This window comes from Vibrio sp. TBV020 (assembly GCF_046056895.1).
Taxonomy (GTDB): Bacteria; Pseudomonadota; Gammaproteobacteria; order Enterobacterales; family Vibrionaceae; genus Vibrio.
In genome coordinates, this window is sequence record NZ_JBEEAQ010000003.1 from 3,030,922 (window position 1) to 3,044,685 (window position 13,764).

Consider the following 13,764-nt stretch of genomic DNA (forward strand, 5'->3'; position numbering starts at 1 on the left):
AATAGTGAACTAGTCAACTTTAAGCTCTTTTAACATCTCTTCTGGCAATGCTAGCTCATCGTTCTTATTCACTAAAATACCAGCCTCTAAAATCGCTTCAGCAATCTGCTTCGCTTCATCAAGAGAGTGCATTGCTGCCGTACCACATTGATACTCATTTAGTTCAGGGATTTTGTTCTGGCTCTCTACTTTAAGTACATCTTTCATTGCTGCCAGCCAAGCATCTGCTACCTGCTGCTCTTGAGGAGTACCGATTAAACTCATATAAAAGCCTGTGCGACAACCCATTGGCGAGATATCAATGATCTCTACGCTATCACCATTTAGGTGGTTACGCATAAAGCCGGCATATAGGTGCTCTAATGTATGGATGCCCTTTTCAGATAAAATATCTTTGTTTGGTGCAGTAAAACGTAGGTCAAATACCGTAATTGTATCGCCTTTTGGGGTGGTCATGGTTTTTGCTACACGTACAGCGGGTGCATTCATGCGTGTGTGATCTACAGTAAAACTATCTAATAACGGCATTGTCCTTCTCCATATAAACTGCTCTTAAAAGAACCAGCTTCGATTGTCTTCGAGTTCTTGTCGGCACTGTTTAAGTTGCCAACCATAATCTTTCGCTTGTTGCTCAACACGACGAGCAATTTTTATCAATGTTGGTTTTGCTTGATAGCTTTTCCTTTTATAGCCACCTCGCCCTTCGTGATAAGCCAAATACTGATTGTAAGCATCCCACTTAGAGATACCTAATTGTCTTTGAGTCTCATGGGTATACCAGCCAATAAACATTAATGCATCAGCAAAATCTGTACGAGAACCACCATGATTGGTGGCTTTCTGGAAGTCTTCCCATGCTGGATCTTGTGCCTGAGCATAACCATACGCACTGCTCACACGCCCCCAAGGAATAAAACCTAGTAGATAATCCTTAGGCGGACGAGCATCATGACGATAGCTACTCTCTTGCTTTACAAAAGCCATCGCAACTTGAATAGGCGTTCCCCACTCTTCTTGCATATCAACCGCATCATCATACCAACTAGGTTTCTCACGAAAAATTTCGCAAAGATTCGACTGATTTTTAGGTGGTGCTGTTGCGCAGCCAGTTAGCATCGCTGCTCCTAGAATGAGCAGCACTATTTTCTTCACACTCAGCCTTACGCTTTTAAGTAAGCAAAGTAGTCAACAAGAAAGTCATCAAAGCTTAAGCTGTCGCCCTCTTCAACTTGCTTTTGTGCGACACACGAACGCTCTACTTCTTGTTCCATTTCCTGTTCGCTGTAGACGCGATACTGGTGTTCAAGGTGTTGATTTCGGTACTGCTTACCTAGCGCACAACCAACCTCACCAAGGCCACCATGCTGCTTAGTATCTTCTAGAAGCTGGCCTGAGATCGTAAGTTCCGGATTATCAATCCAAGACAACAGTTTGAAGCAAACCGCTTGATACTCATCACCGCCATTTGCAGCATCCATTTGTTCTGCAATCTGCACTAGCTCTACAAAAACACGCTTAGCCCAATCTTGAAGAGTGAGCACTTCTCCTTGGCAACCAATTTGAAGCTCTAAGCCAGGTTTACGGCCTTCTACAATGACTTTATTCCAATTCTCGCGCCAGCATGCCTGTTCACAATAGTCCATTGGTTCAGAATCGGTCAGTGCTGCCCACGCTAGGAACAGGTCTAAGAAACGCACTTGATCTTCAGTGATACCAACTGAGCTATATGGATTTACATCTAGAGAACGAACTTCAATGTACTCAACACCTCCGCGACCTAACGCTTCAGATGGTTTCTCGCCAGCTTTCGCTACACGCTTTGGACGAATCGGCGCATACAGTTCATTTTCAATCTGCAGTACATTGCTGTTTAACTGACGATATTCACCATCTACTTTGACACCAATTTCGGCAAATTCATCAGAAGGAGTTCGGATAGCTGTATTTAAACCATCCAAATACTCTTCTAAGCTGTTAAAACCAATCTTCAACGAGCTTTGCGCACTATTGGTATAGCCTAAATCACTCATACGTAGAGAGGTCGCATGAGGTAGATATAGCGTGCCACCAATACTTTCAAAAGGCAGTTTCGTTTCTCTTCCTTGGATAAATGAAGAGCATAACGCTGGCGATGCACCAAAGAAGTAAGGGATTAACCAACCAAAACGGTAGTAGTTACGAATGAGTCCAAAGTAAGCTTCAGACTTACTGTCCTGACGTTCTTGCTCTGATTGGTCACCAAACAGTTGATCCCAAAATGTTTCTGGGAATGAGAAATTGAAGTGAACACCAGAAATGATCTGCATTAGACTTCCGTAACGTCTTTTCAGACCCTCACGGTAAAGCGTTTTCATTTTCCCTGAGTTAGATGAACCATATTGGGCTAAATTAATGTCATCTTCATCACCAACGAAACATGGCATAGAAAGTGGCCACATCTTTTCTTCACCCAACTTAGTTTGAGTAAAGTGGTGAATATCTTCTAGCTGCGCTTTTAGCGTGGCAATGTCAGACGATACCGGCGTAATGAATTCCAACAGAGACTCTGAGAAGTCTGTAGTGATCCAATTGTTGGCATAAGCCGAACCTAACTCACTTGGGTGAGGGGTTGTAGCGAGGTGACCATCTTGTTGGTAGCGTAGCGTCTCACGCTCCACACCACGTCCAAAACTCTTCAATACTTCTGGGTTTTGTGCAACTCGCTCAAGTCGCGCAGCAAATTCAGTCAAAATGAGGTTCGCTTATATCAGTGGTTTGGTACTTATACCAAACTGGCTAAACAATATTTTATAAGGGTGAGCAATGTCACCCTTTCGTTATGCACTATGTTATGTGTACTCTAACGGATGATTTCAAGCTCTTCTATCGGAATATGTAAACTTTCTAGTTGCGGTTTCAGCGTTTTCGCATCACCAACGACTATAATTTGATAGTCATTAGGGTTGAACCACTTACTCGCAAGCTCATCTAACGTCTGTTTACTGACCGTTTCGACAATCTCATTACGTTGTTTCAAGTAATCTTCATCTAGGCTATACGCCAAAATACTATTAAGTAAGCCTGTTTTCTGTGAAGGCGTTTCATATTTTAGTGCGTCTTGTTGACCGACCGCTAAACGCAAAAATTTCATTTCATCGTCAGTCATTCCCTTCAGGCTGTATTCCGCGAGTTCTTTTTGCATCTCTTTGATCGATGGAATGGTTGAATCTGCACGGACTTGAGCCGAAAAGACTATCGCACCAACTTCACGATTTGACGCTAGATACCCACTCGCCCCATAGGTGTAACCTTTATCTTCACGGAGGTTCTGGTTAATACGACTATTAAAGTTACCAGCAAGATTGAAGTTCGCCAGTTGCGATAAGTACACCTCTCCTGTTGCATCGAAAGGTAATCCTTGTCGAACCATTCGCACCACGCTTTGGGGTGCACTCGGCTTATCAATCAAATAGACTTTCTGTTCCTGTAAGGGTTTAACTAACTGCCGTCTTAGTAACGGGGCAATTTCACCTTGCCAGTTTTCAATGAACGCAAGATCTTGCTTCACTTGACGTTTAGATATGTCACCAACAATCACAATCTGCGCACCTTGTGGTGTGTAGTGACGTTTGTAGAATGCTTTGACATCATCAAGTGTTAACTGAGCTACTGAGCTTTCTGTACCATCATTCGGACGCTGATAGACTGAGCCAGAGAACAGCACTTGACGTGTTGCTTGTGAAGCTAACCAGCTTGGCTTTTGATGTTGATATACCAGACCTTCTAGCATCTGCTTCTGAACACGTTCAAAATCTTGTTCGCGGAAAGCAGGTTTGAATAGTATTTCTTCAACCAGGGCGAGAGTCTCTGTAAGGTTCTTCTCTAAGCTTGATACTGAAATACTAGTCGTATAGTTACCCGCATTTATCGAAATACTACTGCCAAGCTTATTTAACTTAGCTTCAAGTTCTTCTAATGAGGAATCGAGTGTCGCTTCTTGCATCATTGCAGCAGTAAGATTCGCTAGGCCTTCTTTCCCACGCTGCACATAACGCTCTCCCGCAGGGAAACTAATTTCTAACTGCACAGTAGGTGTTTCAGAACTTACCGTCCCAAGCAGCTCCGCACCATTATCAAAATATAAGCGATAGAGTTTTGGCATCTGCGCTTTCACTCCTTCAGCCACCTCTGGCATGACTGAACGATCAAAATCGTCAGTTGCCTTACGATAAGCTAGCTGTTCATCGGTAATCTTTTGATATTTAGGCAAGGTTCTTGGTGGTGTAACAAAATTCGCTGTTGCAGCAGCTAACTCTGTTTTGCCTCGTGATACCACGCTGAGCGCGACTTTATGATGACCATTGACGTAAGTCTTATAGGCCTCCATCACTGATTCTGGGGTCACTGAGCGAATTTGTTCTAACTGGGTCTGAATACGATCTGGTGTATTGAAAAAGGTTTCATTTGATGCCAATTGAGACACTTTCCCACGCACACTTTGTAAAGCGAAGACCGCATTGGCTTCAGCCATACCCGAGATCTGCTCTAGTCGCTCATCATCAACCCCTTTAGCTTCAAATTCAGCTAAAGTCTGCATCAACTCTTGATAGAGCGGCTCTAACGCTCCTTTTTCTCCAGATGGAGCCATAGCATAAACGTAGAAAGTACATGACAGTTCAGCACAATCTTGGAATGCTCCTGCGTCGACGGCTTTTTGCGTCTTCACTAATTTTTGATACAACAGGCTGTTAGCACCACTACCCAATACATTGGCAAGCGCATTAAGCGATGCCTGATCCTCTGCACCATTGTATTCCGTCGGCCAACCAATCATTAGCATCGGCTGTTGAATTCTGTCTTCCAGTGTTATGTAGCGGTCTTCAGATAAACTCGCCGGTTGTTTTGGAGCTTGGTCTACTTCTGGACCCTGTGGGATAGAACCAAAGTATTTACTTACCCACTCTAACGTTTGCTCAGTATCGATATCACCACCAATGGTCAATACCGCATTATTTGGTCCGTACCAGCGTAAGAAGAAGGCTTTGAGATCATTCACATCTACACGATCAAGATCTTCCACGTAACCAATGGTTTGCCACGAATAAGGGTGTCCCTCTGGGTACATCGCTTCACCCATTTTTTCCCACATCAAACCATAAGGGCGATTGTCGTAGTTCTGGGCACGTTCGTTTTTCACCGTATCGCGTTGAATCTCAAATTTACGCTGTGAAACTGCATCGAGTAAAAAGCCCATGCGATCAGATTCTAACCACAACATTTTCTCTAGCTGGTTAGACGGCACAGTTTCAAAGTAGTTAGTGCGGTCACGATTTGTCGTACCATTTAACGTCCCGCCAGCTTCGGTAATGATTTTGAAATGTTGCTGATCACCAACATTCTCGCTGCCTTGGAACATCATATGCTCGAAGAAGTGAGCAAATCCGGATTTACCCACCTCTTCTCGAGCTGATCCCACATGATAGGTAACATCAACATGAACCAGAGGATCTGAATCATCTGGAGATAAGATAACCGTTAAGCCATTATCCAACTCATATTTAGAGTACGGGATCATAGCTTTACCAGGTTGAGCCTCCACTTCTTCAACAAGTGTGACCCCGTCCGGTAATGAGGAGAAAAATGGAACTGAAGAGAGGTTGTTGGAAGAACAACCATAAAGTGCGACGAGAGAAAATGCACCAAGCCAAATCTTTCTCATGACATCCCCTTAAAAAAATCCGTAGAAAATCGCTGCCAACGCTGTGTAACGAAGTGCTTTTCCGATCAAAATCAACCAAAAGCAAGGCCAAAATCGCATACGAAGCCAGCCAGCAGCCAAACATAATGGGTCACCAATGATGGGTAACCAACTAAAAATTAGAGACCAATAACCATATTTATTGAGCCACAATAATGCTTTATGACCATGTTTTTCGTTTTGAGTTCGGTTTGGCAGCCATAAGCCAAGCCAATAATTGGTCAAGCCACCTAAGGTATTGCCCAAGGTGGCGACTAAAATAATCATGGAAGTGGAGTACTGGTTTAAGCTGAGTGTAGCGATTAAACCTGCCTCAGAACCACCAGGCAGTAACGTGGCACTGAGGAAACCGCTAAAAAACAGTACCCAAAGTGCAGAATCAGAAAACCATAGAGCGAAGGATTCAAAAGCGCTGTTAAACGCTTCTAGCATTGCATATCAAGCAAGATCTTGCCTCTCGTATGTCCAGTTTCGATTTGTCGATGAGCGTGACTCACTTCATCCAAAGCAAAGACCTGCTGAATTTCCATCTTCACGAGTCCAACACTCACCATATAAAGCAGAGCATCTAATTGTTCAGGGTTAGGATCGACTAACATTCCTGAAGCTTCAAAGCCAAGTAACTTTGCCTTTTCGCAGATAAGCTCTGCAGTTAAGGTCGGCACTGTGACAACTTTACCACCATCTTTCAAGCATTTAAGTGCATCTAATGCTGCATCTCCCCCAACGAGATCAATCAGTACATCAGCCTCTTCAACTCGCTCTGAAACTGGTGCAAATTGATAATTCACAGCATGAGCACCTAACGTGGCCATATAATCAAGATTTGCTTCACTACAAGTCGTAAATACTTCTGCTTTAGCAGCAACTGCCACCTGAATTGCAATATGACCAACACCACCGGCACCAGCAAGAATAAGTACTCGATCCCCTTCACTAACCCCTGCTTTATCTAGTGCTTGTATTGCCGTTTGACCAGCCAAAGGGAGTGCAGCAGCAGCTTCCAGAGTAATCGCATCAGGCACAAGACTTAACACCGACTCTGGCACACAAACATATTGACTGTAGCCACCACCCGCGAGCGGAAAGCCAATAAAGCCAGCAACATTATCACCAACAGCGAAACGTTCAGCGCTATCGCCGGACTTGACCACTTCACCAGAAATATCATAACCAGGAACCCAAGGAAGGTTATCTTTGTTTTCAGAAGCAGCCCAACCTAATCCAGCCCGTGTTTTTACATCGATAGGGTTTACACCAGCAAAGTGGACTTTGACTAGCACTTCCCCGACTTGGGGTTCTGGTATTGCCGCAGTTTGAACAACGAGAACGTCAGGGTCTCCAAATTTAGAGATAGCGATTTGTTTGTTTTCCATTTCTTTTATTCCCTATCGATACAAAAAAGGGATGCGAAAGCATCCCTTTGAATATATACCATTTATTGACCGCAAGTTAGCCACTTGCTCTCAAATTGACCATTTATTAACGTCAAGTCACTTTAACCAACCAACGCTAACAAAATACCAGCTGCAACCGCTGAACCAAGTACACCGGCCACGTTAGGTCCCATTGCATGCATCAACAAGAAGTTTTGCGGGTTCGCATCAAGACCAACCTTATTCACTACTCGAGCTGCCATTGGTACTGCTGATACACCAGCGGCACCAATCAGTGGGTTGATGTCTTCTTTCGAGAACTTATTAAGTAGCTTAGCCATCAGTACGCCACCGGCTGTACCAATACTAAACGCAACAGCGCCTAGCGCCAAAATACCAAGTGTTTCTACGTTTAAGAACTCTTCAGCCTGCAGCTTAGAGCCGACACCAAGGCCCAAGAAGATCGTCACAATGTTGATCAACTCGTTTTGAGCGGTTTTTGATAAGCGATCTACTACACCAGCTTCACGCATCAAGTTACCTAGGCAGAACATACCAACCAGTGGCGTTGCTGATGGTAGGAATAAGATCGTCATCAACAATACAGCTAGTGGGAATAAGATCTTCTCACCTTTACCTACATGACGTAGCTGAGCCATTTTGATCTTGCGTTCTTCTGGCGTTGTCAGTGCGTTCATGATCGGTGGCTGAATGATTGGCACTAAAGCCATGTAGCTATATGCAGCTACCGCAATAGCACCTAACAGATCCGGAGAAAGCTGGCTCGCAAGGAAGATAGCGGTTGGACCATCTGCACCACCGATAATCGCAATCGATGCTGCATCCGGCATACTAAATTCCATGCCCGGCACATAGTTAAGTAAGATTGCACCAAACAAGGTAGCGAAAATACCGAACTGGGCAGCTGCTCCTAACCATAAGGTTTTCGGGTTCGCGATAAGAGCACCGAAGTCCGTCATCGCCCCTACACCCAAGAAAATCAGAAGTGGGAAAATCCCAGACTCAATCCCGATATAGTAAACGTAGTAGAGTAAGCCACCCTCATCAGTGAAACCTGCGTTAGGTATATTCGCTAAGATTGCACCAAAGCCAATCGGCAATAATAGTAAAGGCTCAAACCCCTTACGAATCGCCAAAAACAGCAATGTACACCCAACCAAGATCATACAGATCTGGCCAAACTCAAAGTTAGCGATCCCTGTTTCTGACCATAAGGTCATTAATCCTTCCATGATCGCCCCTTACGCCAAGCTAAGCAGTGGAGCACCAACCGTCACAGAATCACCTTCTTTGACGTGAAGATCTTGAACGATACCACCACGGGCTGCTCGAACTTCGGTTTCCATCTTCATCGCTTCTAGGATAAGTAACACATCCCCTTCAGCTACCTGAGCGCCACTTTGGACGTTGACTTTGAATATGTTGCCAGCTAAAGGTGCCGGAACCGTCTCTGAGTTACCTGCTGGAGCAACTGGGGCAGCCGCTTGTTGAGGCACAGCAGCAGATGGTGTAACTGATGTTAGCTGGCCTTGAGGGCCTACTTCTACATCGTAAACCTGACCATCAACTTTGACGCTGTAGGTCTCGATACAACCTTGTGCTGGTTGAGCTTGAGGCGCTTCTTGTACAGCTTCCTCTTTGCCAGGAGCTGGCTCGAATGCATCTGGGTTATGACGGTTCTTAAGGAACTTGAGACCGACTTGTGGGAACAATGCATAAGTCAGTACGTCATCGACCGTATCTTCTGCCAGAGAGATACCGTCTGCTTTCGCTTTTGATAGTAGATCATCAGTTAGGCTATCAAGCTCTGACTCTAGCAGATCAGCAGGACGACACGTGATCGCTTCTGCACCATCAAGAACTTTCGCTTGTAGAGCCTCGTTCACCTGTGCAGGTGCTGCGCCATACTCACCTTTTAGAACACCAGCTGTCTCTTTGGTGATGCTCTTGTAACGCTCCCCCGTCAACACGTTGATTACAGCCTGTGTACCAACGATCTGTGACGTAGGAGTTACCAGTGGAATAAAACCTAGATCTTCACGTACGCGAGGGATCTCTTCGAGTACTTCATCTAGCTTATCCGCTGCGCCTTGCTCTTTTAACTGACCTTCCATGTTGGTTAGCATGCCGCCAGGAACCTGAGCGATGAGAATTCGTGAATCAACACCTTTCAGTTGTCCCTCAAACTTGGCGTATTTCTTACGAACTTCACGGAAGTAAGCAGCAATAGGCTCGATTTGGTCTAGTTTAAGGTTGGTATCACGCTCGGTGCCCTGTAGCATAGCTACAACAGTTTCAGTTGGCGTGTGACCATAAGTACAACTCATTGATGAAATAGCAGTATCAAGAATATCAACACCCGCTTCTACCGCTTTAACTGCTGTCGCTGTTGAAAGACCGGTAGTTGCATGACAGTGGAGTGCAAGTGGAACATCACACGAGGCCTTGATACGTGAGATAAGATCTTCAGCTTCGTATGGTTTCAGCAGACCAGACATATCTTTAATACATAGCGAATGACAACCTAAGTCTTCAAGACGCTTCGCCAAGTCTACCCATGTATCTGTGTTATGTACTGGGCTTGTCGTATAAGAGAGTGTACCTTGAGCGTGTGCGCCAACATCAACCGCAGCTTTTACCGCTTTCTCGAAGTTGCGTACATCATTCATTGCATCAAAAATACGGAAAACATCCATACCGTTGGCGTGGGCACGCTCAACAAACTTTTCAACCACATCATCAGCATAGTGGCGGTAACCCAGTAGGTTCTGGCCACGTAATAGCATTTGCATTGGTGTGTTTGGCATTGCTTTCTTTAATGCGCGTAGACGTTCCCAAGGATCTTCACCCAAGAATCGAATACAGGCATCAAATGTCGCTCCGCCCCATGTTTCTAAAGACCAGTAACCGACCTTATCCAGTTCCTCTGCGATAGGTAACATATCCTCAAGACGCATACGAGTCGCAAACAGCGATTGATGGGCGTCACGAAGGACCACGTCTGTTAAAGCGAGTGGTTTAGACATGCTCATTAACTCCTTTTAATCCTTACAAATACTACTTAGCTGTCGAAGTACGGTACTGATGTACCGCGGCAGAGATTGCCGCCACGACATTTGGGCTAACAGCAGATGAAGGTGATTGAACTTTATTATTTTGATTTGGTGTAGCGATCGGCGCAGGTACTTCTTCAGGTACCAGTTTTGACATGAGCCGAACGAGATAGACAAGAATAGTGAGGAATATAAACACTACAACCATCCCTGTAAGCATCAGGGTTGCAGCATCTACTAGCAGGCTTCCAATATTATCCATTTTTGCATCCTTTCTGTGTCATCCTGACAACGACATTAGCCGCTTGCTAAAAACTTCGTGTTTTATCACAGCAAAGCGCTAACGCTTAACCAACAATCTGTCGGTGATCTTGCTGCCAGAATATTCAATAAAATCCTGACAAGAGGCTTAGGATTATCTCGATTGGTTAAACTTTGTCAATTTTGTTTAAGGGGCTATTGAGGATAAAGCACAGATCTAGGGAATTATTCGACACGTAAATCACATAAATCTGCAATATACGTTCTAACAAGCATAAATAACTGCGAGTTTTATTACGTTATGTCAGGTTAGTTAAGGTAACTCGATTAAAAAGAAGAGAAGTGCAAAACAACATTATGAAACAGTAACTTATAGTTAAGTTGTTTTAAAAATGTTACAGCAGTGTAAACAAAAAAGCCCTACTATTTCTAGCAGGGCTTTAAATAAGTGGCGCGTCCTGGAGGATTCGAACCTCCGACCGCCTGGTTCGTAGCCAGGTACTCTATCCAGCTGAGCTAAGGACGCGCAGTTTTCGATATCAACTTAAGTCAATATCAGGGTCTCTAATCTTATGACAAGAAAACCTAAAGAGTGGCGCGTCCTGGAGGATTCGAACCTCCGACCGCCTGGTTCGTAGCCAGGTACTCTATCCAGCTGAGCTAAGGACGCGCAGTTTTCGATATCAACTTGAGTCAATATCAGGGTTTCTAATCTTATGATAAGAAAACCTAAAGAGTGGCGCGTCCTGGAGGATTCGAACCTCCGACCGCCTGGTTCGTAGCCAGGTACTCTATCCAGCTGAGCTAAGGACGCGCAGTTTTCGATATCAACTTAAGTCAATATCAGGGTCTCTAATCTTGTGACAAGAAAACCTAAAGAGTGGCGCGTCCTGGAGGATTCGAACCTCCGACCGCCTGGTTCGTAGCCAGGTACTCTATCCAGCTGAGCTAAGGACGCGCAGTTTTCGATATCAACTTAAGTCAATATCAGGGTCTCTAATCTTGTGACAAGAAAACCTAAAGAGTGGCGCGTCCTGGAGGATTCGAACCTCCGACCGCCTGGTTCGTAGCCAGGTACTCTATCCAGCTGAGCTAAGGACGCGCAATGTTCTCGAAAACGAGAAGTGCGAAGCATATCACACTTTTTTCTCTTCTCAAATTTAAATAGCTTTAAAAACAAAAAAATTGACCATAGGCCAATTAATGGCGGTGAGGGAGGGATTCGAACCCTCGATACGGTATCAAGCCGTATACTCCCTTAGCAGGGGAGCGCCTTCAGCCTCTCGGCCACCTCACCGTTTTATTCCCTGGTAAGGAAATTATGGCGCGTCCTGGAGGATTCGAACCTCCGACCGCCTGGTTCGTAGCCAGGTACTCTATCCAGCTGAGCTAAGGACGCGCTATGCTTTCTTGCTAAAGAAAGTTGTTTTAAAGCTCTTCAAAAGAAGAGATGCAAGAATGGCGGTGAGGGAGGGATTCGAACCCTCGATACGGTATCAAGCCGTATACTCCCTTAGCAGGGGAGCGCCTTCAGCCTCTCGGCCACCTCACCGTCTTGCGGAGGCACATATTACGATTTACCAAAAATATGTCAAACATTTTCTTGGCAAAAATAGCAAAAAGTCTTCCAACCGTTGGCTATTTAATCAAAGCGGTGCTAATTCGCTCTTTTTCCTATAAATAGATGCCTTTCACATACAAAAAAGGCTGACAAAATGTCAGCCTCTCTTTGTAATTAGTAGTTGCCAGATGCAACGTTACCATTACCTTTTTCTGCCTGAATGCGCATGTAAATTTCTTCACGGTGTACAGACACTTCTTTCGGTGCATTTACACCGATACGTACTTGGTTACCTTTAACACCTAGTACAGTTACTGTTACTTCGTCACCGATCATTAGAGTTTCGCCAACGCGGCGAGTTAAAATTAGCATTCTGTGCTCCTTGAGTAATCTCTGATTTATCTTGCTACGAGGCTATTATCCAACAAAAGTTATATTTTCGTAAACTCAATTGTGGCTCGAATCTAGCCTAAAAAGGCATGTTTTTGCAGGCAATCGACTGCCTCTGCAGAAGTTATGTAAGCATCATGCAGTATGTTAGCTGCTTTGTCGACACATTCTGGTAACAGTACCAACATAAGTGACTGAGTATTCACCGCATAATGTTTGACATGGATATCTTGCTCAGTAAGAAGAGCAAACGACCTTTCAACCAGTCCTTCGACTTGTAGGCCTACAGCGGTCAATAAACTTACTGCTTCACTATTACGGATTTTTCCTTTGAAAACCAGTTCCAGCTTTGAATAAGCATCATCTTTTACAACAACACCTATCCATTCTGGATGCTCGATCACATTCCAAATCGTCACACCCAACATTTGACACTGTTTTTTCAGTCCTGATAGCATTTCAGGCTCGATTTTAATCAGGCACATATCGCGCTGAATCGCGACACCACATACGGAAGATGAGCACTTCTGTCCTTTCACTAAGCTACCACCATTGGTATCAAAGGTTGAAAGCACACGTAATGGGACATTATGCTTCCAGGCGTATTGAACTGATGGCAAATGCAAAACTTTTGCGCCTTTACGCGCCATCTCTTCCATAGAAGGAAAGTCAATCACATCTAACTTCTGAGCCGTTGGTACCACTCGTGGATCACAAGTATAAATACCGTCAACATCGGTAAAGATTTGACACTCGGTCGCGTTTAATGAGCCAGCAAGTGTTACTGCACTAGTATCAGAACCACCTCTGCCTAACGTAGTGATATCCCCATTTTCATTGATACCTTGAAAGCCTGCTACTATGACAATTTGGTCTTGTTCTAATAGCTGATTTATCACCGTGGTATCAATGTGTCTAATCGTCGCATCATTGTGATTATTATCCGTCACAATATTTGCTTGAGTTCCGGTAAGCGAGCGAGCCGCATAGCCCATTTTGTTCAGTGTCATTGCAAGTAACGCCATCGACACCTGCTCACCAGCAGAAAGCAAAACATCAAGTTCACGAGCAGTAGGAACACTATCTACCTGCTTAGCTAGATCCATTAGTCTGTTTGTTTCACCAGACATTGCAGATACAACTACGACAACTTGATTGCCATCATTTTTCGCCTTAATGATGTGTTCAGCAACCGTGTGGATTCTTTCGATCGAACCCACTGACGTTCCACCAAACTTTTGCACGATAAGGGGCTTATTCACCAGTCTTCACCTTCCCGAGATAGAAGTCTCATTCGAACCACATTCAATATGTTGAATATTGCCTGTAGTAGTAATAACAAAAACCAAGTCATTCTCTTGGCAC

11 protein-coding genes and 8 tRNA genes are annotated in these 13,764 nt (G+C 44.5%); all 19 read right to left on the reverse strand.

The features are described from left to right. Positions 1-9: 9 nt before the first annotated feature. The 19 genes from luxS to AAFX28_RS21955 all read right to left on the reverse strand — a co-directional run bounded on the left by luxS (position 10) and on the right by AAFX28_RS21955 (position 13,661). The gene (gene luxS, locus AAFX28_RS21865; protein ID WP_408690643.1) at positions 10-528 is read right to left on the reverse strand and encodes an S-ribosylhomocysteine lyase; all 519 of its coding nucleotides are present in this window, start codon (positions 526-528) and stop codon (positions 10-12) included. A gap of 24 nt (positions 529-552) precedes the next feature. Further along, complete coding sequence (locus AAFX28_RS21870) at positions 553-1,152, reverse strand: hypothetical protein (RefSeq protein ID WP_408690644.1); 600 nt, start codon at positions 1,150-1,152, stop codon at positions 553-555. 8 nt (positions 1,153-1,160) lie between these two features. Continuing rightward, positions 1,161-2,729, reverse strand: a complete 1,569-nt coding sequence (gene gshA, locus AAFX28_RS21875; RefSeq protein ID WP_408690645.1) for a glutamate--cysteine ligase — start codon at positions 2,727-2,729, stop codon at positions 1,161-1,163. 110 nt (positions 2,730-2,839) lie between these two features. Further along, on the reverse strand, positions 2,840-5,698 hold the full coding sequence (locus AAFX28_RS21880) for a M16 family metallopeptidase (protein ID WP_408690646.1): 2,859 nt from the start codon (positions 5,696-5,698) through the stop codon (positions 2,840-2,842). 9 nt (positions 5,699-5,707) lie between these two features. After that, on the reverse strand, positions 5,708-6,169 hold the full coding sequence (locus AAFX28_RS21885; RefSeq protein WP_408690647.1) for a YqaA family protein: 462 nt from the start codon (positions 6,167-6,169) through the stop codon (positions 5,708-5,710). Then, positions 6,163-7,113, reverse strand: a complete 951-nt coding sequence (locus tag AAFX28_RS21890; protein WP_408690648.1) for an NADP-dependent oxidoreductase — start codon at positions 7,111-7,113, stop codon at positions 6,163-6,165. Before AAFX28_RS21890 ends, AAFX28_RS21885 begins: the two co-directional genes overlap by 7 nt. A gap of 122 nt (positions 7,114-7,235) precedes the next feature. Then, positions 7,236-8,366, reverse strand: a complete 1,131-nt coding sequence (locus AAFX28_RS21895; protein WP_053441878.1) for a sodium ion-translocating decarboxylase subunit beta — start codon at positions 8,364-8,366, stop codon at positions 7,236-7,238. A gap of 9 nt (positions 8,367-8,375) precedes the next feature. Next, positions 8,376-10,160, reverse strand: coding sequence for a sodium-extruding oxaloacetate decarboxylase subunit alpha (oadA, locus tag AAFX28_RS21900; protein WP_408690649.1), 1,785 nt, complete (start codon positions 10,158-10,160; stop codon positions 8,376-8,378). Between the two features lie 31 nt (positions 10,161-10,191). Further along, positions 10,192-10,449 carry an oxaloacetate decarboxylase subunit gamma gene (locus AAFX28_RS21905; protein ID WP_408690650.1) on the reverse strand — a complete coding sequence of 86 codons (258 nt, stop codon included), beginning with the start codon at positions 10,447-10,449 and terminating at the stop codon, positions 10,192-10,194. A gap of 448 nt (positions 10,450-10,897) precedes the next feature. Continuing rightward, positions 10,898-10,974, reverse strand: a tRNA-Arg gene (locus AAFX28_RS21910). 67 nt (positions 10,975-11,041) lie between these two features. Further along, positions 11,042-11,118, reverse strand: a tRNA-Arg gene (locus tag AAFX28_RS21915). Between the two features lie 67 nt (positions 11,119-11,185). Further along, positions 11,186-11,262: transfer RNA gene (locus tag AAFX28_RS21920), tRNA-Arg, on the reverse strand. A 67-nt stretch (positions 11,263-11,329) separates the two neighbouring features. Next, positions 11,330-11,406: transfer RNA gene (locus AAFX28_RS21925), tRNA-Arg, on the reverse strand. A 67-nt stretch (positions 11,407-11,473) separates the two neighbouring features. Next, a tRNA-Arg gene (locus AAFX28_RS21930) sits at positions 11,474-11,550 on the reverse strand. Between the two features lie 102 nt (positions 11,551-11,652). After that, a tRNA-Ser gene (locus AAFX28_RS21935) sits at positions 11,653-11,745 on the reverse strand. Positions 11,746-11,770: 25 nt separating this feature from the next. Beyond that, positions 11,771-11,847 (reverse strand) — tRNA-Arg (locus AAFX28_RS21940). A gap of 60 nt (positions 11,848-11,907) precedes the next feature. Then, a tRNA-Ser gene (locus AAFX28_RS21945) sits at positions 11,908-12,000 on the reverse strand. A gap of 183 nt (positions 12,001-12,183) precedes the next feature. Continuing rightward, on the reverse strand, positions 12,184-12,381 hold the full coding sequence (csrA, locus tag AAFX28_RS21950; RefSeq protein WP_004415691.1) for a carbon storage regulator CsrA: 198 nt from the start codon (positions 12,379-12,381) through the stop codon (positions 12,184-12,186). Positions 12,382-12,473: 92 nt separating this feature from the next. Beyond that, positions 12,474-13,661 (reverse strand): aspartate kinase, encoded by a 1,188-nt coding sequence (locus AAFX28_RS21955; protein ID WP_408690651.1) that lies wholly within the window; start codon positions 13,659-13,661, stop codon positions 12,474-12,476. Between the last annotated feature and the right edge of the window lie 103 nt (positions 13,662-13,764).